Here is a 21,625-nt window from a genome sequence, read left to right as displayed (position 1 = left end):
GGAAACATCCGATGACTAGATTAGAAAATTGTGACCAAAGTATTTATATTATGTAACCCAAAATAATTTTAGGCTTGAATATGTCAGTTCCCTTGTATGAGGATCATCAGCATAATTTGATGGTCTTTTTATTCCTTGTTAGCCTTTTTCAACGTTCTTAATTGAAAATAAAGTAAAACAAAAATGACAAATATGTTTATTATTATTAGGAAAATTTTATTGCTAAATAGCAAAATTGGTACTGATGCTATATTTAAAATTGGTTCTATATTGGGTACATCAATACCCATCATACCTAATATTACAGCACCTAAAATAATACAAGCACAGCATATTACTAATATAAATAACCATCTTACTATTTGTAATAGTATAATAAACGCTCTCATATAAACCTCTTTCTAACTACTTATGAAAACAATTTTAAGTTACTTTCCAAACTATTAATACAAGTAAAAAAAGCCAATTAAATTCTTTAACTACACAGCTCCGTTAGTTTAACAAAGTGAAATTTTCCCACCACATTATGTATTCGCTAAAGGAATATTAGCCTTTTGTTTTAAAGGAGTGATTTTATGTTTTTAAGTGGTAAAATTCCTAAATTCAATTTTGGCGAGGTTATTGAAATTGTAGTAATAGCACATTCTGAAAAATAAATAAAACGGCAGTGTTTCTGCCGCTTTATACTTAGAGTAAACCTAATAATGCACGATCTGGAACTAATTCAAAACTCTGCTTTACCATCATTTGTGTACGGTTCACCTTTTCTGAATCTAAATGAGGCCCTTACTCATTAATCCTATAAAATCGATTTCAAGATCGTTAAGAGAATTCCTATCGTAAACCCGCATATAGCTCCATTCACTCGTATCCATTGTAGATCCTTACCAACGCTATTTTCCATCATATTAATAAGCGTTTCGTTATCCAATTTATCTAGATTTTCTTTAACGAGAACTCCTATTTTTGAATGGTTCATATCAAGGTAATATAAAATTTGCTTTTGAATCCAATTTTCAATACTTTCCATTTTTTCAGGTGTTTTTACTATGTTATTTACATAGTTTTGAATAAATGAAATCACATGCTTGTCAATATATTCGTCATCTTCGGCTAGAAGCATCAACTTTTTCTGTAGTTGTTTTAAAATCTCAGTAATTTGATCTACTGGGCTCCAATTGTTTACGAATGTTTTCTTCCAATTATTTATCTCAGCCATCAATTCTTCCTTATCCTGCATGCCTACTACCTCTTCTCGAATTCGAGAAAGAATCAAATGCCTATATGGGTCATCTTCTCTTTGTAAAAGAATGATTCTTTTAAGCAAATATGGTTGAAGCATATTCCCTAGCTTTTCCTCCGTTATTAGATTACGAAAAGAACTAATTGCCATCTTTAAAAAGCCGTCTGCTTCGGTATTATCAAGTAATTGTTTGGCCATTACTCCTATTTTTCGCTTTGTCTCTTCTTTTGACATCCACTTTTCCATTTCAGTCAAGATATAGTTCAAAGCTTTTTCATCTAACTTTCTATTGAATGTTTGAGTAATTATAGTTTCAAGAATTTTTTCTACTTTTAAAGTATGAAGATACTCTTTTAACTCCTTTTCAATAAACGGAGCCATTTTTTCTATATTGACAAAACTGATGAACTCATTAAGAATTAAACTAATTCTTCTCTTCAAAGTTACTGATGACAATTCATTCTCAGCAATTTGTATTAGTTTATCTGTAAAATTAATTTGATTGATTTTCTCTTTAATACTTTCTTTAGTCAGCCAATCTTTTTCAAGCATGGTGATAAGAGCTGTAATCATTCGATCTCGGTTTTTTGGCAGCAATGCGGTATGAGGGATGGGAATACCCATTGGATGGCGAAAAAGAGCTGTTACAGCAAACCAATCTGCCAATCCTCCAACAAGTCCTGCCTCAAATCCACCTTGCAATAATCGTCCCATAAAGGTTTCTTGAAAAGGAATCGTTATGAGAAAGCCTGCACCCATAACGCCTAAAGATATTTTCGCTAAATAATTTGATTTATTTCCTTTTTTTATCACTGTAATCAACCTCTTAAATTTTTTTATACATATTCCTTATCGGACTAATTTGCTTCGTTAGTAAAATACAACATAGTCTGTATTGAATGCATCAAAATGGAACATCCATCAATCCGAATTTTAGATGCCAAATTCGTGTTTAATCAAGTAGAACCGATTTATTCCATCTCATCCATTATAACAGCAACATCAATTTACTCTCTGTCGTCTGCTGGTGTTAAGTCATCTTGACCATCATCTTCATTAAAAAAGCTAACCAATCCTTTAAGCCCACTATCTGATTATAATATACCACGGTTTTAATATTCCCAAATAAGCCGACTTTTTCCGTCATTTGAAAAAGAAAAAGATAGGATCTCTATGGAATCCTATCTTAAAGTAAAGCACTATTTTCTTTCATAAACATGAAAATAGTAGTTATAAGGGTTTTTGTCATTCATTATCCCTTTTTCAACAGAAACTTCTTTCCAATTATTGAAATGAACTTCTGGGAAAACTAAATTCTCATAATTTGTTTTATTTTTCCCAGATCAATACAGCACGTTCTAAAATTGAATCCCAAGAATCCTTTCCAGCAGTGATTTTTTCTACATCATAGTCCACATAATACACAGCATCAATTTTTTCACTTTCAGGAAGGTTAGAGATATATCCTCGTTCATTATTTTCATTGCTAAAAAGTTTTCTTGAAGGTGAATCGGCAATTGTTTCTGTATAAAAGATAAAACTCACATTCTTTTTCTCACCGTCAATTTCAAATGGACTAGGATGGGTCCCGTGAAAAGTAGCATAACTTTTACCGTAATAATGAGAAACCAATTGATTATCATTTTGCATTTCAATTTTAAATAGATCTTTCGAATACGGAATAACCCTTTCATAATAAAAAATAAGTAGATACGCTCCTAATAAAAAGATAGTTGTAGCAAAAATGGAGGCAAATGAAATGATAACTTTTTTCTTACGCCATTTTTTATTAATCTTTTGAATAATAGGGGCTTTATTTTCTGCTGGAATATACAGGTTACGTTTCATTGTTTCATATTCCTTTTGGCATTTTTCACAATGCTGTAAATGCTGGTCTACCATTTCTTTTGTATCTTGACTAACTACTCCATCAATATAAAGAGGTAAAATATCTTGAATAATTGTGCATTTAATCTCTTTCATAATTCTTCTCCTCCATATACTCAGTAATTTGTTTCCTTGCTCTGTAATAGGTCACCCTTGCCCAGCCTGCACTTTTTCCAAAAAGAAGCCCTATTTTCTCAAACGGTAATTCTCCAAAAGTCCGTAATGAAAAGACCTCCTTATATGGCTCTTTCATCGAGTGTAGAAACTGGTGAACTGCAAAGGCATCTTCTTCATTCATCAAATGATTTACAATTTGCACTCCTGATTCTTCTACTACATCCAAATCTATTTGTCGTTTATTTTTTTTGTAGTGAGAGAAATATGTATTTTTTGCAATTGTAAAAAGCCACGCTCTAATATCTTTAGAACCATCGAATTTTTCAATTGCCTTTAACGCCTTAAAAAATGCTTCTTGCGTAATTTCCTCGGCTATCCCCTCATCGTGACTTAATGATTTGATAAACAAATAAATTTCTTTAAAATATGCTTGATAGATTTCCTCAAAGTCCACCTCTTTTCACCCCTTTCACTTATATAACTCCTAGAATTTAATTTCGTTACAAAAATATTGGAATATTTTACACGATGAGCATTATATTTTTTGATTTTGCAATTGCCTTTGAATTTATCGATGCTTTTTAAAGCCTTAAACTGCTATCTTTTCAAACGAGTGAACATCCCGGAAGTATTGATTGTATATACGCTCAAACTCAGTCACATTTCTACCTCCTTTCCTAATTAAGACTAAGTAAAGTAAGTTTCGTTACAAAAATTATGAAAATTGGCAGACATATAAAAGGTCTGCCTTTAGGTCATATAGTCCTAATTCAAGTAAACTGCACCGTAAGTACTATAATTTAAGCACTTGTTACTTGAATAACTTATCTCACGCATAACTCCCTAGTAAAAGCAGAAAATATGGTGAGGTGATGAATATATGTTCAAAACAAAGATTGGCTATATGATTTGTTTTTCGATTATTTTAAGCTTACTTGATTACAGTAAGTCCATAAGTGCAAAATCTTTGGAGTTACCCTTTTATCAGTCGCACAGCGATAAAGGTGAACATAAACAAACTCAGGAATTGGAACAACGTTTAGATAGCCTCGAACCACCTGAACCTACCACTATTCTTGATTCACCATTTCCATTTGAAAAAGAAACAGAAATGAGTTTTCCTACCGATATCATCCCCATTTCAGAAGTGTTAAAAGAAGGAGTAAAAATTCCTTTCAAAGTAATAAAAAGCGAACCAAGCTATATTAGACCGATATATGAAGAACACTGGCATAGCACATATTGGGGTGGGAGATGGAGCTATATTCCTTCTCGAATACATTATTCTCTTCACCGCATATTCCCTTTTTATGCCATTGGGATATCGGCTGAATTAAATTTCCAACAGAATGTGGGTATTACTTTTTCTACTACTGCAAATGAAACAGATTTAGACCTCTATATAGTTGTGTTTCAAACTACTATCACAGATGTTTATACAAAAGGAAATCAAGTTGTTGTGGTTGGAACACCTAAACGAACAGGAGTAGAGGTAATTTCCATTAAGACTGCAGATATACATCCAAGTAATAAAGAGAAACTTTTGTTAGTTCAGTTAGCAACAAATGGCGCTGAACTTGATTATTCTTTCATTAATTATCAACCACCCGATTTTTGGTTAAAACAAGATCAAAAATTAAATGGACGTGAAAAATCTCAATAAGAGTGAATTTTAGCCTTATCATGTAAATTGATAAGGCTAAAATTTTATATTTCATTTTTCTACAACTAACCTGCTCCAAATGCATGATATAGGAGTAGGTAATTACTTTACTCCACAATATAGCCTTGAATGCAAATAGACGCATTCCTTATTAAAGAAATACGCCCGATTGCTGAATATAAATTTACTAATGGCCACGTTAATTGAATAAGATTTCAACAACTTTTTGCTATTTTACCTAAACTTATCCTTCTTTATCGTAAGTGTTCCTTGTAAGATTGAGCTTTGGCATATAAGACCCTCCAGCTGCTACCATTTCTTTCGTTTCAACATCATAAATTGCATATCTACCCCTAAATTCTTTTTCTGTGTCTTTAAAGGAATAAAAGAAATAAACTTGCCTCTCAGGGCTAATAACCTGATAGTCGTTAATATCTATACCAGGATAAGTACGAAGAATATTGCCATCAAAGGTTATATAATTGAATCCTTCTACTTCCTTAAATAATAATTTTTTTCTAATACTTACAGATGCATCAGGCATTTCTTTAAAAAGAACAGTATCTAAATGTCTTTGCTGTTCCTTTGGCTTCTGCTTATATCTTTGATAAAGCTCCTGATGTACAGAATACTTTAGATCTCTAAGTGCCTGGTAAAATCCCTCTACAGTTTCATCAAATATTTTTTCCTTATTAGCTGGATATAAATATGCCATTTCATCTGAAGATGTAGTTTGTGAATAAGCAGGATTTCCAAATAACATGGACAGACTAAACGAAAATATAAACGTAGACAAGCTAATTAAGCATAGATTTTTCATTGTAGGTTACTCCTTTTAAATAATAAGATACCCTTAATGTTCTTTCACCATCCTGCTTAGTAAATAGAAATGCAACTGCTCTATTGAACAATTGCATCAGGTACTTTAAGAGGAAAACTTCATTTTTCAAATCTAACTAACGTATTTCAGGCATTTCACTATGGTTCATGAAGTTGTTGTTTCTTTTTTATTTTTTCTCGACTAATCTTAACTTTTTATAGCCTTTTGCAGCTAATGAAAGATCTTGCTGTTCATTCCATATGCTGTAAGGGAAAACTAAACTAATGATTGTTTGTTGTTCTTTTTCTAAGTATTCAACATTTGCACTGTTTGCGTAGAAGGATTCGCCCTTTTCATTTACTAATGCTGTTTTAAAAATATCATTTTCATTTTCAACGTAATTATCAATTTTAAAAGATACTTGCATAGAACCATTTGTTAATGCAGCTTGTTGTAATTCGAGACCTGGAACGTCATTTCCCCCTACAAAAACTTGTGTTTTAACCGATGCTGATGTTAAATCAAATGCCCATTCGCCATCAATCAAACTAGCATTTCCATCCTTATCTATTAAATTTATTGTTTCAATAACTAGTTCAGCACCATCTAATGAAGGTACAGCGACTCCATTAGATACACTGAGCATTTCTAATGTTACAGCATGTTTTTTTACATTCTCCAATGTGAACTGACCGCCACTAAAAATTCCTGGGCCTGCTATTGGCTTTGTATCGGATACGAAAGCATCTATTTCCTCACCCTGTGCGTTATAAAGTCGAAATTCCACGTTCATATCATACACGTCACCCATTTGCATATGATCCGATTCAATATTGAACTGCATAGCTAATCGATATGCATCCACAAAAAAGTGTTCTAGTGTTATGGTAATATCTTCTGATTGCTGTGATTGTGCCACATATTGCACATCTCCATGATCACTTGCTAATTCAATCCCAGGATCCTTTAAGTTGAAAAAGGTTTGTAATTTTGCTAAAACTGTATTATTTGTTAACAAAACCACTGAAGCTAGCGCAATTGTCGCTACGGCAGCAACTGCCATAGGCTTAAACCATGACTTTTTAGTTTTTTTCTTTGATAGTTGACGAATCTGTTCGTAGGATTGATCAAAAGCTATTCGAAGTGATTGTGGTAACTCTTGCTCTTTATTCATTTGCTGAAAGCGTTCTTCTCCACTGTTTTTCATAGCGATTGTGCCTCCTCCACATAATAGTTGTTTTTCAAATATTGTTTTGCCCTCGAAATTCTCGATTTAATTGTGCCTTCGGGTTCATGAAGTAACTCACTAATTTCCTTAGTTGTTAGCCCATTCACATAATACAGTGTTAATGCAATACGATAATTTTCATCTAAGCTATTCAACGCATCGTCTAACTCAAGTGGTAAATGGTCTTGATGTGATAATGCATTTAGTGTATCTGAATCGAGAGATACAACCTGCTTATGCTGCTTCATAAAGCGATAACAATTGTTCAATAAGATACGGCAAAGCCAAGTATTAAAATATTTCACCTCTTTTAAAGTACCTATTTTTTCAAAGGCAGTTAAAACCGTCTCTTGCAATAAATCTGCTATATCTTCATCTTTTAGACCCAAAATCTTTGCGGTACGATAAAGAATCAATTCGTATTGCCTTATTAACTGTATAAACGCTTCTCCATCTCCTTCTTGTGCTTTTTTCACTAGAAATTCAGATTTCATCATTAACACCTCTTCTTTCCTTACATACCGTTAGAGTATTTTGATCAGTAATTAGTTGCATAGAAGTTAAATATTTTTACAAAGTAGATCTGACTACCTAAAACCAAATTTTCCAAGATGGCTTGAGTATGTCATCTTTTAGAACTATCAAGTTGCTTAGAAGATATTTGATTGTCCAACAAACAATAGAAAAAGACAAGAGTTACTCAACAAATGTTGTGTTTACTCTTGTCTTATTACCAATATTCTTAAAAAGGGAGCACTTTTAAATGTATAAAATCCTTAGGTATAGTTGCATATTCGGTCATTCAATGTAAGTCAGTAGACTCCAACAAAATATGCGACTCGTTCGCTAGGAAATTATTTAGCACTATTATAAAAGCGTATTCGAAAAAAACTCGAATACGCTGCATTAATCTTCCACCGCTTCTAAATAGCCTTGCTGTAAACATGTATCCGTCATAAACTGCTTTATCCCCGTAGCAAATGACAATTTAATCGTGCTACTCGTAACGGCCAAAATTTCGCCATCTCCAAAAATCACATGCTTTACTTTTGAGCCAACGATTAACGCGGATTCGGTTGTAATCGTCTGCTCATTGCGGTATTGCTTTAGTGCTTTCTTCGGACTTTTTGACGCTTTCTTTGGCAATTCCTGTGGTGAGACGATTTGTTTTAACGCCTTCATGAACATCGATGGCACCACACTTGCTTTAAAGCGCTTGCTGTATGAAATTAATTCCAAATGGTGAATAGCACGTGTGATACCGACATAAAAGAGTCTCGTTTCTTCCTCTATTTCTTCTTCCCTCTCACTAGGTAAAATCCCATCAATTAAATCAATCAAATACACATGGTCAAATTCCAAGCCTTTTGAACTGTGTAATGTTGTTAGTGTAATAGCATTCCATTCATTTTTCGTATGAGACGTACGTGCTAAATTTTCAAGGTACTTCAAACGTCCCGCAAATTCGGTCATCGTTGACGTATGGCGAGCAATTAACCCAAGTACATCCACAATATCTTGTAAATTTTCATAATTAAAACCGAGGTCCTCACTCATTTTCTTTAAGGCACGCTCATAACCAAGGTCATAACGGATATGCTCTAGCATGGCTGTTGGCGTTGTTTTATCAAATTGAATGCTATCATACGTTTTGCGAATCCGCTTAATATATTCAGGCTGATAATCCTTTAACTCCACATGCTCTAACAACAGTGTGAATACACAGCCATCCTCTGGCACTTTATGCAGCGCTTTTAATTGCGTTGGTGTAATATAAGCATTCATTTTTCTGTACACTTTTTCAAATATCGAGATATTTTTTGTATTGTACGCTAGCCGCATGAAGTTCATAATATCCTCCACGACCCAATGCGTGAAAAAGCAAATTGAGGAATCCTTCATATAGAAAGGCAAACCCGCTCTGTCTAAGGCGTCCATAAGCGGAATGGCTGACGTATTATTTCGATATAAAACAGCCGCTGTGCCACGCTTAGACAAATTTTTTAACTGGTTCACTAAATATTTGGCCTGTAAACTGTAATTCTCTAGGATTTTAAACGAGATTGGCTCTGCTGCAGGATTTTGCGTAAACATTTGTTTGTTATAACGCTTTTTATTTCGCTGAATAAATAGATTAGCTGGCTCTACAATCGTTGCAGATGAACGATAGTTTTGTGTCATTAGTAAAACATGTGCCTCCGGATAAATCTTTTGGAAATTCAACAAATAATCGGGCTCTGCACCGCGCCAGCTATAAATGGCCTGATCCTCATCAGCAACGACGCATACATTTTGATGGACTGCGACGAGCTTCTCGATGATCGCATGTTGAACTGGCGACGTATCCTGACTTTCATCTGTTAAATAAAAATCGTATCGACGTTGATATTGCGCCAACACCTCTCGATTTTTCGTAAAAATATCATTCGCCATTAACAGCATATCGTCAAAATCAATCAATAAACGGTCACTACCTGAGCGCTTATATTCCTCATACCGCTGTAAAATCTCGACTTTTCTGGGCACCTTTACTTCGGCAATTGCCCATTCCTGTTCTGGCAGCATTTTATTTTTGACAAACGTTATGTACGTCAGTAGCTCGTCTAACTGATCTTCAGTAATTTTCGAGCCATTTAATTGTTCAAAAATTTCACGAAGCACTCGTTTTTTTGACATAACACCAGGCTTGTCCGCTTCTTCCATAATCCCATACGAAATGCCCTGACGTTCAAGTGTCTGCCGCACAACTTGAAATGCTAAACTATGAATCGTTGAGAAATCAACCGGTGTCAAATGCGGAAAAAACTTTGCAAAACGTGCCTTCATATCATTTGCCGATGCCTTACTAAACGTGACAGCCTTTATGCGAGAAGGCTTCACACCAAGCGTCTCAATCATATAGCCAATACGCATAATAATCGTCGTTGTTTTTCCTGAACCAGGAGATGCCAAAAGTAACAACGGACCACTCGTTTGCAATACCGCCTGCTTCTGCACATCATTTAGATAAACGCCAAGTGAACGCTCCTTTTCCTCAAAAAATGCTTTTTGCGCTCCATTCATATCAATTGCTCCGTTCTAAAAAATCTATATTCTATTATACCAGATGATGAGGACTCATCCGAGGAAAGCAAAGAAAGGATACTCATATGTATCAAGCAGCTTTATAATAAGGACACTTAAATGTCCTTTTACGTGTAACTACCAGTAAGTTTTTTATTTCCGCTGAGGAGATATTGTACAGAATGGCGTATATTTTTTGTTATTTTTATGCTATACATGCCACATTTAATATTCATTCCTTAGCAATATTACATCAAATACGTGTAAGGAACATCTTATGTGGATAAATATTGTGCAAATATACTTTAAATTATATGTAGCACAATTTGTACGAATAACACTCTTATGAACGATAAATTACTCCCTACTCCCCTAAAACCAAAATGTACGTACATGCATATAGGGTATCAGAGGATTAATTAGCTCTAAGTCGTGGACTTCTGTTTACATAGTGATACCTATATGATAATTTTAGGGTAATTATTAAAAAGGTGGTAAAAAAATGAAGAGGATTCATGTTTTAGGTATAGTTGTTTTAACTGCATTATTGAGTATAAGTGGTACGTTTTTGATTATGAAAAAGAACGATGACAACGAAACTTCTAAAAATGTCGAGAGCGAATTAGATAACGGTCAATCGATTTCAAAAGAAAATGATAAGAAAGAGTTTGTATCGACAGTGGATACGAATTTTGGTTGGGAAAATGCTACATATTCCAAGAAGATTGATGAATGGAAAAGTGGAGATGAACCCTTTGTTGAGAATCTAATGCAAGAAGTTATTCAGCAAATGTCACATCAAAAGGTGATTGCTGATGAAAAAGAGTCATCAATTATGATTACCCCTGAAAGAATTGAAACTTTACTCCAAATGGTACAGTCAAATAAAGATCATTTCGAACACAGAAATAAATATGTAGAGCTATTAAGTCATTGGCAGCAGAATGATTTTTCATCCGTAGACCAAGACCATAATGATATGTGGTATCTTCAAGGCACAAAACAAAGTGGACTAGCCAATGCTATTGCTACAAAAGAACAAGAAAGCGACTATATATTCCGCGTCTTTGGTATTCCAGTAGAAAAACAGAGTTAAATTTCTGTTTTTTTTAATAAACTTCCTAAAAGGATCCATTTTGAAAAAAGATTGACCAAAATGGATTCTTATCCAGTCGATTTAAAGTTGGTTTTGATAAAAAAGGATGAACTTTTTCTACCTATGTTATTCAACTAGCGCGCCCGATTGTGGAAGATTATAAGCATAATTCTTGTTAAACTAAAGCCCCCTATAGTTTAAGTAGATTTCTTCACAAACTTGTCTTTTTTTAACCTAATTAATTATTACTATTTATATGCTTATTTATTTTTTCTTCTGTCAATGATAAACCATTTTAAGATTCCAATTATTAGTATTAAAAGTGGTATTCCCTGGATGAAGAGAAATCCTGTCCAAAAATCATTTGTAGTGCTGGTCGGGGGTGCTGTTGCCATTACACCTATAAATAAAGCCGTTGGAGTTGCGATTACATTCAATCCCAAACTAATCATAACAAATGATAATTTTTTACTTTTAATCTTCGGTAACCCAGCCGACCAAAATAAAATTATTGCAACTAACAAAATCAAAACACCCCAAACACCAAAAACCCACAAGACACTCAAAACACCCAAAACCTCTACCTCCTAACTAAACGATAGCCCATCCCATTTTCCTGGAAAGATGAAGATGCACCAACCGTCTACTATTTCACCACAAAAACCCATATTGTTGTTCAACTAAACTGCGCCGTTAGTTTAAGTACTCTTCACAATCCTTGCGTCCAATAATTATTGTATTTTATTCTATTAAATGGCCTGTTTATTGTATAATCTTACATGATTTTAATACAGGAAACCCCTTTAGATAAAGCATATCTAAAGGGGCAAAATGGTACGACTTTCTTTTAAATCCATCACAACATCTAAAGAAGTTCCATCAACTATTTAATTTTTACCGAGTACCTCTGCCAAAATTGGGATAGAAGAAGAGGAGCCTTTTCTTGATACTGCAAGTGAAGCAGCCTTTGAGGCAATGTTAAGGGCATATTTAACATCAGGTTTTTGAGAAATCATACTAAGGAAATAACCCAAGAAAGTATCACCTGCTGCCGTCGTGTCTTTCACCTTGACATTATAGATTTCTTGCTTGTGCTCTTGTACATTGTCTTTATATATGACCCCATTTTTACCTAAAGTCAGCACAATCTTTAAATTACTATAGATTGATAGTAAGTGATTGAGTATTCTATTAGGTGAACATGCCCCACTAATTTCTTGTCCTTCAATCTCATTCAGTATCAGAAAATCAATTTTCGAAAAGTCTAAAGCCTTAATATCCTCGCTTATCGGAGAAGGATTAAACGCAATGGTTAACCCCTTTTTATAAGCTGCATTGATTAGGTATTCCAAGCAGTTTGTTTCGTTTTGTAGAACTAGAAAATCATCCGCATGGAAGTCCTCTAATACTTGATCAATTTGTTCAACCGTTATTTCTTTATTCGCTCCACCATAGAGCAAAATACAATTTTCACCTGTCGGCGCTACTTGAATAAGGGCATGCCCTGTGATCAAACCGTCCTCATCTATGCCCTCAACATTAACTCCCGCTAATGCTAATTGTTGTTTTAGAAACAAACCATCTTTGCCAATTTTACCTGCATGAAACACTTGGGCACCAGATTTTGCAAGGGCTATGGATTGGTTTAATCCTTTTCCACCTGGATATTCCTCATAACTGACTGAAGATAACGTTTCTCCTTCTTTAACAAGGTGAGGAACTGTATAAACTTTATCAATATTTAATGATCCGAAATTTATAAATTTCATTTACACACCCCATCATGTTAACTTACCAATAATGCTAATAGACGTTTCTTGAATAACTGATTGTCAATGGACTTACAAACTGTTGCATTAGGCATGTGCCCTGCAAATCCATCCGAAATGGCAAGTTTACTACCGTCATTTATGATCACTTGACCATAGGCAGCAGCTTCTGTCGTACATACATAGCAGTAACATAACTTGTCTTCCAAAACGATTTCATCCCATAATACAACACCCATTGCTACGGCATCAGGTAAATCAACCATATGTTCATTACTTCTTTGTAAATTATATTCAAGCAAGGAACGATTACATTGAACGGAGAACACAGCTTCTTCTTTACCACTTGCTAGTAATACATCCATATCGTCCTTATTCAAAGCTGCCTCACCTAAACATACATCAAATCCAATGATGGTAGTCGATATACCAGAGTTGAGCATAATACTATATGCCTCTGCATCTACATACACATTAAATTCAGCAACAGGTGTAGTGTTACCAGGGCCAAAGCCAGAAGTACCCATTGTGTAAATATGCTTTACCTTTTTCATGGTCTCTGGTGCTTTTAAAATAGCAAGGGCAATATTTGTAACAGGACCAATGGTTACAATTTCAATTTCATCAGGGTTATTTTCAATCATTTCAAGGATCGCATCTACCGCATGCATGGTTTCTGGCACAAGGGTAGGATTTATTAAATGACAATCGCCCATTCCGTCTTCACCATGAACATTAACAGCTGTAACTAAATCACGCATAAGTGGTTTGGCTGCCCCAACATAAAGTGGTGGCTTTTGACCATTAGCAACCTCGATAGTCATTAGAGCATTTTTTGTTGCTAATTCAACTGGGACATTGCCACAAACCGTTGTAATCGCCTCTACTTTAAGATTAGTTGATTTTAATGCCATAATTAATGCTACCGCATCATCACTTCCAGTATCTGTGTCAATAATTAATTTCCTCATAACAAGACCTCCAATTCTTATTTGCCCTGATTATATAATTCAATCTATAATGAAAACAGGTCAAATGACCAAAAGCAAAAAGAAGGTGAAAATTTGGATTTTCAAGATATTGTGAATGATGCACCGACGCACATTAAGAAAGAATTTATTTATAGAAGCCACAAGAAAGGAAGCCTTATTATTCACCCGCATGAACAAAATAATTATCTTTATATTCTAACTACAGGGATGGCTGAGGTGTATAGACAAAGCTATGAGGGGGCGATGCTTTCGCTATATATTTATGATTCATATAGTTGCTTTGGGGAAATAGAAATTTTTAATGAAAAAGTGAAAACACTCGGTGTTATTGCGAAACAAAATTGTGAAACGATCGCTATCCATAAAACAAAGGTTTATGAATGGATGAAAATCGATTTTAACTTTAATTTATATATAATGAAACAACTTGCTTCAAAATTAACTTCAAGTTCAGATACTACGGCAAAATTATCATTGCTAACAGTTAAAGATCGTATCTTATTAAGCATACATAATCATTATAAAATCGGTGATTTAGATAACCTTACAAAGCAAATTTTATCAAGTGAGGTCTGTGCACCCATTAGAAGCTTAAATCGTTCTATCGCTCAATGCATAAATGAGGGCTTGATAAGTTATAAAAATAAAAAATTCGCTATAACTTCAATTGAAGAAATAGAAATGTACCTTGAAATTTTTATATAAAGATAAAATTCAGGATGATAGTAGTTTTCAGATTAAAAATAGAAGGCTGCCATTCTGTACTATGGTGTCGCCTTCTTATCAAAGCAATAATGCTAGGATTCGAAACCCTTCTGGCTAATGAAAAGTTCATCTTCCGAAAAATATTGCCGCATTCGTTTATAAACCATTTGATAGATGGACGGATGGTACCAATCTTCCATTTCGAGATTGCTATATAAGGCTTGTACACCCATCCTATGTGTTCGTTTCCCACCGCTTCCGTCCCCCATAAAATAATCGTCAATACATACGCGGTTAACCAAGGGACGCAGTATTTCTGCAAAACGCTCGCTGCTTGGTAATACGGGTGCGATGGCAACCTGTGTAGGAATATCGAATTCAGCCAGCTGTTGGAGTGTTTTAAGCCTTGCTGGAATAGGAGGCGCATAGGGCGTAAAATACTTGCGAATATCCTCCCTATCCGTTTCTACTGTCATACTTACCCGCACTTTATCTTTGAATTGTCGCAGTAAATCCATATCTCGACTGACAAGCGGACTTCTTGTCTGTACAAATAGGAAGTCAGGGGGATCCTCTACCATAACTTCCAGTAAAGATCGCGTCACTTTTTCCTTATGCTCTATTGGTTGATATGGGTCTGTACTTGAGGACATAAAAATGGTTACAGGCCCTTTTGCTTTGGCACGATGGAGCTCCTTTTTTAATACATTCGCCGCACCATTTTTAACATCTACCCAACTTCCCCATTCCCCTTCTCGAAAAAGAGATACAGGCATTTGACGTACATAACAATAGGAGCATCCGAATGAACAGCCTGTATAAGGATTGAGTGAATGTGTATAGCCAGAAAGAAAGCCAGTCCCTTTATTCAAAATGGTTTTTGGATTTTTATAAAAGATTTCACTTTTCATACAGAACCTCCATTCCAAGTGCGACAAGTATTACTCATTACTAGATGAAGCTCGCTTTTCAAGGTCCAAGAGCAATTTCTTCATTTCTAATCCGCCTCGATAGCCAGTTAAAGAGCCATTCTTTCCTGTTACACGATGGCACGGTATAGTAAGTAAGACTGGATTAGCCCCAATAGCCGCTCCGACAGCACGAACAGCTGCTGGTTTATTTATAGCATGAGCAATGTCGGTATAGGATTTCGTCTGCCCATAAGGGATTTCACAAAGTGCTTGCCAGACGGCTAGCTGAAATGGCGTACCTACATACGCCAATGGGACAGTAAAGGTTTTCCTCTTCCCTTTTAGATACTGAATGATCTCAATAACATAGGGTTCAAGCTTTTCCTCATCTTCAACAAGCGGACTTCCTGGAAAGCGTTTCTTCGCCCATTCAAATAATTCCTCGAATGATTTGTTCTGTGAACCTACAAACACAAGCCCCATGGAGGTAGAAGCTATAGAAAAATGCCAATCCTCAAACTTTAGTAAAGACCAATACAGTGTTGGTTTAATCTTTGTTTCCATCATTCGTTTCCTCCATTTTTCTCATTTGACGAAATTGTGCTGGTGTCTGTCCCGTTTTCTTTTTAAATAAAGTAATAAAATAGGGCACGTTCGCCATACCCACACAGATGGCAATCTCTCCAATCGCCTTATTTGTCTGAATCAAATACTGTTTCGCCACGTGTACGCGAACTTGTTGTATATACGCAACGGGCGTCATGCCTTTAATCTTTTTAAAGGTTCGATGCATATGATAGGGACTTCCATGACAAATCGTTGCTAACGATTCTAGCGTTAATTTTTCTGCGAAATTTTTATCGATGTATGCTGTGATGACATCAACCCACTCACTATCAGGCAGATTTTCATTCGTTGGCTTGCAACGTTTACAAGGGCGAAAATTTGCGCGGAGTGCTTGTTCAGCGTTTGCAAAAATACATACATTTTCTTTTTTCGGCACGCGAGATTTACAGGATGGTTTACAAAATATCCCTGTTGATTTCACAGCATAGAAAAATTGATTGTTGTACGCTGGATCATTATTGAGAATTGCTTGCCACTTTTCATCTGTCATCATGTCTGTAGCATTCGAAATTTTATTTTCATCATTAATACGATCCCGCATTTATCTCACCTCTCCTTACAATATACTCCCTAAAAATTCACAATGTACAATTCTGGATATGGAATAGCAAGATATTGAAGTTTTTTTATTTAGAATCGTGAAAAATGATGCCAAGACCATATCGTTCTCCCGCAGTAACCGTACTTACTCCATGACGAACTGTATTTTTGTAATATCCCTTTTTACCTAGAACAGGTCTATGATTAGTAGGAAAGATGAGCGCACTGCCTTGATCTAACGTAATGACATGTCCCCTACTCTGAGCACGAGGAATTTGTTCCACTAACAGTGATTCACCACCACAAAAGTCTTGTTCGCGTTGATTTAACACAAATACTACTTGAAACGGGAAGAAGATATCCCCATATAAATCTTGATGCAAACAATTAAAGCCACCTGCTTCATACTTTAAGAGTAACGGTGTCGGTCTAGTTTGTTCATATTCTTCACAAGTGTTCAAAAAATCGTGAAGTTGAGCTGGAAACTGCGCTGTTTTCTTTAAATAACCCAACCATCGATTGGCTGTTTTGGCCAATTCTTGATAAAAGGACTCTCTTAAACTTTGGATGATTTCCGGCAATGGATAGGAAAAATATTTGTATTCCCCATCCCCAAAGCGATATCTCGACATATTGATGGTCGTTCTGTATGGCTCTTCCGTACAATACAATCCTATCAAGAACTCACATTCCTCTTTTGTTAAAATCGCTGGAAGCTTTGCAAATCCTTGCTTATCAAGATCATGTTGAATAGAATCCCAATCTAAGCTCCCGACACGCGTTTTAATCGTTTGGACCATTTTTATTCCCTCCGTAGTTTTCTTAATAACTAACACTATAACCGCATCAATAGAAAAAAATAAGGAGTTTAGAATGGAATAGCAAGATAACAAAATGAGGAAAGATCTTTTTATGATAAAGTAAAATAACAAACTGTGTATGTTGTAAAGGAGAATGAAAAAGTGACATGGCATGAAGTAGATGATGTGATACGCATTACCCTACCTGCAAATTTTGATATGAATGCGAATCTAGGCTATTTAACGAGAGAAAATAATGAATGCATGTATGAAATAGAAAACGATATCATCACAAAAGTGATAGCCATTGGAGAAATTCAGTCATTAGTGCAGATAAGCGTAATCGATAATCAACAAATGATTGTTCAATTCCTAAATGATTCTAGACCTTTTGAACAGTGGAAGCGGGAAGCGATTGTAACATATATTCATGAATGGTTTGATCTTGATAACGATTTAACGCCATTTTATGAAATGGCAAATGCAGACCCAATACTTAAAATGCCTGCCGAAAAATTCTATGGATTGCGAGTTATCGGCATTCCCGATTTATTTGAAGCTTTATGCTGGGGCGTTTTAGGGCAACAAATTAACCTAGCCTTTGCCTATACCTTAAAGAGGCAATTTGTAGAAAGCTTTGGCGATTCTATCGAATGGAATGGTAAAAAGTATTGGATATTCCCATCATACGAACGAATTGCACAGTTAACCCCTGCTGACCTAGCAGCTATTAAAATGACGGTTAAAAAAAGTGAATACATCATTGGCATTGCCAGATTAATGGCAAGCGGAGAATTATCAAAGGAACAATTAAAGAAAATGAATTTTAAAGAGGCGGAAAAAAGCTTAATCAAAATACGAGGAATCGGACCTTGGACAGCCAACTATGTGCTAATGCGTTGCCTTAGGTTTCAGACAGCTTTTCCAATTGATGATGTAGGTCTTATTAATTCAATAAAAACAGTACGTAATATGAACCAAAAGCCTACGAAAGATGAAATCTTAGAGCTATCGATTCCATGGAAAAACTGGGAATCCTACGCTACCTTCTATTTATGGCGTGTTCTTTACTAAATAATGACAACTTTATAACCTTGATTTTAGAGCATGTTTTGAAAAAAATCAATTAAACATGCTCTTATGCAGCTACGTTCTTCGACAATAATGGCGAACAATCGCAATGGACACAAAATTCATATTATAGCTGTAATTCTTTAATACAATCCATCGTTGTTTTTATAAACGCTTTGACAGCGGGAAGAGATTGTTTCTTTGACCGAGTAATGATGCTTATTTCACGGAAAGGTTCGGGTAAGAGAGGTTTTACAATGGAACCTTGTAAATTATAGGGTAAAGCTAGTTCTGGTATGATTGTAATGCCTAATCCTTCACGTACCATTGCAATGATCGTTTGATTTTCTTCCACATTAAACTGTATCTTTGGGGAAACTTTTTGTTCTTTTAAAAATTGTTTGACACTCACTTCACATCCTAGCTGGGGCATAATAAAAGCCTCCCCTTGAAGATCTTCCACTTTCACTTGTCCATTTTTTGCAAGATGATGATGATTAGGTACTATAAGGACTAATCGATCTCTTAATAAGGGTATAGCCTCCAAATGAGCCAGGGGGTGACTCAAAGATGTAAAACCGATATCCACTTTCCCCTCTTCCACCGAACGTGTAATTTGCTCATAGCTCCCCTCATAAAAGTTTATTTCAATTCCTTCAAACTCTCCTCTAAACCTTGATATGATCGTTGGCAACACTTTTGAGGCGAAACTAGAAAAGCTACCAATGTTTATTTTTCCGTTTTGTATACCTAAAATAGAAGCGGCTTCTTGTTTAATGCTTTCTGCTTCGGATAAAATATTTCTCATATTTTTAATGATACGTTCTCCACTATCTGTTAATGAGATGCCATTTCTCCCTCTATTCAAAAGTGTAATACCGAGTTCTGACTCTAATGAAGCGATGTTATGGCTTATGCCCGATTGTGTCATCGTCAATATTTCTCCTGCTTTTGTGAAATTCCCAATATCGACTACTTTGACGAATATTTCTATTTGCAAAAGGTTCACCATATAACCTCCGTATAAGATTTAACTTTCCATTCGACTTCCTCATGTTGATGATTAAAAACATGAGTTTTACTTATTAATTCTATCATAATACAATAATCTTAGAATGAAGGAGGAGATAGCAATGAATAAAAAGGTAGCGTTTTTTTATGTAGATGCTTTCACAACAGAAACGTTTGGAGGAAATCCAGCTGGCGTTATACCGCATGCAGAAAACCTAACAGATGAGGAAATGCTAAAAATAGCCAATGAATTAAACCTGTCGGAAACAGCCTTTCTTTTACCGTCAACAAATGAAAATGCAGATTATAAAATAAGATATTTTACACCTACAAAAGAAGTTGATTTTTGCGGTCACGCTACGTTAGGTACAGCATGGTTAATGGCTAATCAGTACAATTGGATTGATAAGGACGAAAAAATAACCTTTGAATCGAACATTGGACTAATTCCCGTAAAATGGATTACAGAAAACAACCACTTAACGAGCGTGTCTATGACCCAAGTACGCCCCCATGTAAAAAATATAGACATTCGCCCTGAAGTAGTTGCGGATCTTGTAGGAATTCATGAAACAGACATTGATGATCGATACCCTATCAAAATAGCGAATACAGGGGTCCCGCATCTTATGGTTCCAGTTAAAACCCGTCAAGCAATTGACCAAGCAGAACCTAAATTAAACGAGCTTAAAAAGATGAACAATCAATTCAACATATCAACCACTCACCTCTTTACCTTTGACACAAATGGGGAATTTGATATTTATACAAGAGATTTTTGTCCAAATATAGGAATTGATGAAGATCCAGTTACAGGGGCAGCAAACGGTGCATTAGGCGGTTATTTATATCTAGAGAATCTACTAGCTCCACAAGAAAAACATCAATTAGTAATTGGTCAAGGACATACGATCAATAGACCAGGGATTCTTTATGTGACGATTACACCTGATGGAGAGAACGCCGTTATTGAAGTAGCAGGAGCAGCAGTGATTTCAATAGAGGGGAAAATACTTTTATAACAATATTTTTCTGAATTTTCTGTATTAATAATCATCATAAAATAAAACTTCTCTAAATTCTTCACTTAAATTTAGAGAAGTTTTATTTATGCCAAAAGAAGATTGTAGTGGTTAGTTTAATGCATTTAAATGCGTTTTTAAGAATTGCATAAATGGTTGCTCGATTAGATCGGATTTTCGTGAGCAAATAAATAAACTTTGCTGAATAGCTGCCTGCTCAACATACACTTGAGCAAGTTTCCCGTTTGTTATACTTTCGGCCACACTATAGGACGGAGCTAAAGTCATGCCATACCCCGCTTCCACTACTTTGATGGATTCATGTAAGCCCTGCATTTGAAGTCCTAGTTTAGGTAAAGGCGCATTAAACGTGTAAAAAATGGACTCCAATAAATCGAGTGTCGAGCTACCACGTTCCCGATAAATAAAGTCTTCGTTCGATAATTCATAAATGGAGACCGTTTGATTTGCGAGAGGATGTAAAGGATGGACTATAAACCAAAACGGGATATCTAATACCTTTTCAAACTGTAAATCTGTATGGCCAATTTTACTTTGAACGACGAAACCAAAATCTACTTCATAATTCAGAACTTGTTCTTCCACAGATTGAACATTGCCTAACGATACAAAAAATTCAATTTGAGGATGAGCAAGCTTGTACTTAGCTATGATAGGCGGAAGTATATAATTAATAGGGATGTAAGAGGACGCAATATGTATTTTATCTTCCTTTGCTAAAAATTTACCGAGCTTCTCATCGATTTGTGCTTCTAAATAAAATAAACGCATGCCTTGCTCGTATAAAAACTTCCCCTCTGGCGTTAATTGAATTCCACGTCCTTTGCCTTCAATCAATTTAGCCCCTATTTCATTCTCTAATTTTCGAATTTGAATAGTGACAGCAGGTTGACTAAGTAGCATACTATTCGCTGCTGCAGTAATGCCACCAAGCTTGGCTACATTCGTAAAGATCCTCAATGCATGTAAATTCATTCCATTCACACCTTTCTATCCATAAATTTAATTTATGAATAAGAAATAATTATATATTTGTTTT

The 21,625-nt window shown here is 35.3% G+C and carries 21 protein-coding genes and 1 pseudogene; 5 read left to right on the top strand and 17 right to left on the bottom strand.

Going from position 1 to position 21,625, the window contains the following annotated elements; all coding sequences use genetic code 11:
* Positions 1–799: 799 nt before the first annotated feature.
* From ACEVFT_RS15165 to ACEVFT_RS15155, 4 genes and pseudogenes are all read right to left on the bottom strand, one after another.
* Positions 800–2,056, bottom strand: coding sequence for a DUF445 domain-containing protein (locus ACEVFT_RS15165; RefSeq protein ID WP_393950594.1), 1,257 nt, complete (start codon positions 2,054–2,056; stop codon positions 800–802).
* 386 nt (positions 2,057–2,442) lie between these two features.
* A pseudogene (locus tag ACEVFT_RS24770) lies at positions 2,443–2,550 on the bottom strand (dihydrofolate reductase); the annotation flags it as partial.
* A gap of 22 nt (positions 2,551–2,572) precedes the next feature.
* Entirely contained in the window at positions 2,573–3,226 is a 654-nt protein-coding gene (locus ACEVFT_RS15160) for a zf-HC2 domain-containing protein (RefSeq protein ID WP_393950593.1), read from the bottom strand.
* A complete protein-coding gene (locus ACEVFT_RS15155) occupies positions 3,213–3,701 on the bottom strand; it encodes an RNA polymerase sigma factor (protein WP_393950592.1) in 489 nt (162 codons plus the stop codon). Before ACEVFT_RS15155 ends, ACEVFT_RS15160 begins: the two co-directional genes overlap by 14 nt.
* 426 nt (positions 3,702–4,127) lie before the next feature.
* Here ACEVFT_RS15155 and ACEVFT_RS15150 point away from each other — a divergent pair, with 426 nt between their 5' ends.
* Entirely contained in the window at positions 4,128–4,910 is a 783-nt protein-coding gene (locus ACEVFT_RS15150; protein ID WP_393950591.1) for a hypothetical protein, read from the top strand.
* A 244-nt stretch (positions 4,911–5,154) separates the two neighbouring features.
* On the opposite strand, the gene ACEVFT_RS15145 is transcribed toward ACEVFT_RS15150, so the two are convergent.
* The 4 genes from ACEVFT_RS15145 to ACEVFT_RS15130 form a co-directional block, all read right to left on the bottom strand.
* On the bottom strand, positions 5,155–5,730 hold the full coding sequence (locus ACEVFT_RS15145) for a hypothetical protein (RefSeq protein WP_393950590.1): 576 nt from the start codon (positions 5,728–5,730) through the stop codon (positions 5,155–5,157).
* 187 nt (positions 5,731–5,917) lie between these two features.
* Positions 5,918–6,937, bottom strand: a complete 1,020-nt coding sequence (locus ACEVFT_RS15140) for a DUF4179 domain-containing protein (protein WP_393950589.1) — start codon at positions 6,935–6,937, stop codon at positions 5,918–5,920.
* Complete coding sequence (locus ACEVFT_RS15135; RefSeq protein ID WP_393950588.1) at positions 6,934–7,452, bottom strand: sigma-70 family RNA polymerase sigma factor; 519 nt, start codon at positions 7,450–7,452, stop codon at positions 6,934–6,936. The genes ACEVFT_RS15140 and ACEVFT_RS15135 overlap by 4 nt, the downstream gene beginning before the upstream one ends.
* A gap of 412 nt (positions 7,453–7,864) precedes the next feature.
* Positions 7,865–10,021 carry an ATP-dependent helicase gene (locus tag ACEVFT_RS15130; protein WP_393950587.1) on the bottom strand — a complete coding sequence of 719 codons (2,157 nt, stop codon included), beginning with the start codon at positions 10,019–10,021 and terminating at the stop codon, positions 7,865–7,867.
* Positions 10,022–10,523: 502 nt separating this feature from the next.
* Between ACEVFT_RS15130 and ACEVFT_RS15125 the strand changes: the two genes are divergently transcribed.
* On the top strand, positions 10,524–11,117 hold the full coding sequence (locus tag ACEVFT_RS15125; RefSeq protein WP_393950586.1) for a DUF6241 domain-containing protein: 594 nt from the start codon (positions 10,524–10,526) through the stop codon (positions 11,115–11,117).
* Positions 11,118–11,377: 260 nt separating this feature from the next.
* Here the strand turns inward: ACEVFT_RS15125 and ACEVFT_RS15120 are convergent, their stop codons facing one another.
* The 3 genes from ACEVFT_RS15120 to ACEVFT_RS15110 all read right to left on the bottom strand — a co-directional run bounded on the left by ACEVFT_RS15120 (position 11,378) and on the right by ACEVFT_RS15110 (position 13,857).
* Positions 11,378–11,692, bottom strand: coding sequence for a hypothetical protein (locus tag ACEVFT_RS15120; protein ID WP_393950585.1), 315 nt, complete (start codon positions 11,690–11,692; stop codon positions 11,378–11,380).
* Positions 11,693–12,004: 312 nt separating this feature from the next.
* Entirely contained in the window at positions 12,005–12,886 is an 882-nt protein-coding gene (locus ACEVFT_RS15115) for a ribokinase (RefSeq protein ID WP_393950584.1), read from the bottom strand.
* A 17-nt stretch (positions 12,887–12,903) separates the two neighbouring features.
* Positions 12,904–13,857, bottom strand: a complete 954-nt coding sequence (locus tag ACEVFT_RS15110; RefSeq protein ID WP_342532438.1) for a nucleoside hydrolase — start codon at positions 13,855–13,857, stop codon at positions 12,904–12,906.
* Between the two features lie 93 nt (positions 13,858–13,950).
* On the opposite strand from ACEVFT_RS15110, the gene ACEVFT_RS15105 reads away from it, so the two are divergent.
* A complete protein-coding gene (locus ACEVFT_RS15105; protein WP_393950583.1) occupies positions 13,951–14,583 on the top strand; it encodes a Crp/Fnr family transcriptional regulator in 633 nt (210 codons plus the stop codon).
* A gap of 92 nt (positions 14,584–14,675) precedes the next feature.
* Here the strand turns inward: ACEVFT_RS15105 and ACEVFT_RS15100 are convergent, their stop codons facing one another.
* From ACEVFT_RS15100 to ACEVFT_RS15085, 4 genes are all read right to left on the bottom strand, one after another.
* The gene (locus ACEVFT_RS15100) at positions 14,676–15,494 is read right to left on the bottom strand and encodes an SPL family radical SAM protein (protein WP_393950582.1); all 819 of its coding nucleotides are present in this window, start codon (positions 15,492–15,494) and stop codon (positions 14,676–14,678) included.
* A gap of 30 nt (positions 15,495–15,524) precedes the next feature.
* The gene (adaB, locus tag ACEVFT_RS15095) at positions 15,525–16,058 is read right to left on the bottom strand and encodes a methylated-DNA--[protein]-cysteine S-methyltransferase (protein WP_393950581.1); all 534 of its coding nucleotides are present in this window, start codon (positions 16,056–16,058) and stop codon (positions 15,525–15,527) included.
* Positions 16,042–16,662 (bottom strand): bifunctional transcriptional activator/DNA repair enzyme AdaA, encoded by a 621-nt coding sequence (locus tag ACEVFT_RS15090; protein WP_393950580.1) that lies wholly within the window; start codon positions 16,660–16,662, stop codon positions 16,042–16,044. The genes adaB and ACEVFT_RS15090 overlap by 17 nt, the downstream gene beginning before the upstream one ends.
* 85 nt (positions 16,663–16,747) lie before the next feature.
* Complete coding sequence (locus tag ACEVFT_RS15085; protein ID WP_393950579.1) at positions 16,748–17,461, bottom strand: 2OG-Fe(II) oxygenase; 714 nt, start codon at positions 17,459–17,461, stop codon at positions 16,748–16,750.
* A gap of 162 nt (positions 17,462–17,623) precedes the next feature.
* Between ACEVFT_RS15085 and ACEVFT_RS15080 the strand changes: the two genes are divergently transcribed.
* Positions 17,624–18,535 (top strand): DNA glycosylase, encoded by a 912-nt coding sequence (locus ACEVFT_RS15080; protein ID WP_393950578.1) that lies wholly within the window; start codon positions 17,624–17,626, stop codon positions 18,533–18,535.
* Between the two features lie 124 nt (positions 18,536–18,659).
* Here the strand turns inward: ACEVFT_RS15080 and ACEVFT_RS15075 are convergent, their stop codons facing one another.
* On the bottom strand, positions 18,660–19,544 hold the full coding sequence (locus tag ACEVFT_RS15075; RefSeq protein ID WP_393950577.1) for a LysR family transcriptional regulator: 885 nt from the start codon (positions 19,542–19,544) through the stop codon (positions 18,660–18,662).
* 121 nt (positions 19,545–19,665) lie between these two features.
* On the opposite strand from ACEVFT_RS15075, the gene ACEVFT_RS15070 reads away from it, so the two are divergent.
* Positions 19,666–20,565: a PhzF family phenazine biosynthesis protein gene (locus ACEVFT_RS15070; protein WP_393950576.1), complete on the top strand. Its 900-nt coding sequence runs from the start codon at positions 19,666–19,668 to the stop codon at positions 20,563–20,565.
* 111 nt (positions 20,566–20,676) lie between these two features.
* On the opposite strand, the gene ACEVFT_RS15065 is transcribed toward ACEVFT_RS15070, so the two are convergent.
* Positions 20,677–21,561: a LysR family transcriptional regulator gene (locus tag ACEVFT_RS15065; protein WP_342440573.1), complete on the bottom strand. Its 885-nt coding sequence runs from the start codon at positions 21,559–21,561 to the stop codon at positions 20,677–20,679.
* Positions 21,562–21,625 lie beyond the last annotated feature (64 nt).

Origin of the sequence: Lysinibacillus sp. PWR01, assembly GCF_043359455.1 — a bacterium.
GTDB lineage: Bacteria > Bacillota > Bacilli > Bacillales_A > Planococcaceae > Lysinibacillus > Lysinibacillus fusiformis_F.
This window is presented reverse-complemented; position numbering and strand designations above follow the sequence as displayed.

What these genes read in the sequence shown, in the direction of transcription:
- ACEVFT_RS15160 (WP_393950593.1), bottom strand. Translation starts at nt 3,226, where the DNA reads ATGAAAGAGATTAAATGCACAATTATTCAAGATATTTTACCTCTTTAT.
- ACEVFT_RS15150 (WP_393950591.1), top strand. Translation starts at nt 4,128, where the DNA reads ATGTTCAAAACAAAGATTGGCTATATGATTTGTTTTTCGATTATTTTA.
- ACEVFT_RS15145 (WP_393950590.1), bottom strand. Translation starts at nt 5,730, where the DNA reads ATGAAAAATCTATGCTTAATTAGCTTGTCTACGTTTATATTTTCGTTT.
- ACEVFT_RS15140 (WP_393950589.1), bottom strand. Translation starts at nt 6,937, where the DNA reads ATGAAAAACAGTGGAGAAGAACGCTTTCAGCAAATGAATAAAGAGCAA.
- ACEVFT_RS15135 (WP_393950588.1), bottom strand. Translation starts at nt 7,452, where the DNA reads ATGAAATCTGAATTTCTAGTGAAAAAAGCACAAGAAGGAGATGGAGAA.
- ACEVFT_RS15130 (WP_393950587.1), bottom strand. Translation starts at nt 10,021, where the DNA reads ATGAATGGAGCGCAAAAAGCATTTTTTGAGGAAAAGGAGCGTTCACTT.
- ACEVFT_RS15125 (WP_393950586.1), top strand. Translation starts at nt 10,524, where the DNA reads ATGAAGAGGATTCATGTTTTAGGTATAGTTGTTTTAACTGCATTATTG.
- ACEVFT_RS15115 (WP_393950584.1), bottom strand. Translation starts at nt 12,886, where the DNA reads ATGAAATTTATAAATTTCGGATCATTAAATATTGATAAAGTTTATACA.
- ACEVFT_RS15110 (WP_342532438.1), bottom strand. Translation starts at nt 13,857, where the DNA reads ATGAGGAAATTAATTATTGACACAGATACTGGAAGTGATGATGCGGTA.
- ACEVFT_RS15100 (WP_393950582.1), bottom strand. Translation starts at nt 15,494, where the DNA reads ATGAAAAGTGAAATCTTTTATAAAAATCCAAAAACCATTTTGAATAAA.
- adaB (WP_393950581.1), bottom strand. Translation starts at nt 16,058, where the DNA reads ATGGAAACAAAGATTAAACCAACACTGTATTGGTCTTTACTAAAGTTT.
- ACEVFT_RS15090 (WP_393950580.1), bottom strand. Translation starts at nt 16,662, where the DNA reads ATGCGGGATCGTATTAATGATGAAAATAAAATTTCGAATGCTACAGAC.
- ACEVFT_RS15085 (WP_393950579.1), bottom strand. Translation starts at nt 17,461, where the DNA reads ATGGTCCAAACGATTAAAACGCGTGTCGGGAGCTTAGATTGGGATTCT.
- ACEVFT_RS15075 (WP_393950577.1), bottom strand. Translation starts at nt 19,544, where the DNA reads ATGGTGAACCTTTTGCAAATAGAAATATTCGTCAAAGTAGTCGATATT.
- ACEVFT_RS15070 (WP_393950576.1), top strand. Translation starts at nt 19,666, where the DNA reads ATGAATAAAAAGGTAGCGTTTTTTTATGTAGATGCTTTCACAACAGAA.
- ACEVFT_RS15065 (WP_342440573.1), bottom strand. Translation starts at nt 21,561, where the DNA reads ATGAATTTACATGCATTGAGGATCTTTACGAATGTAGCCAAGCTTGGT.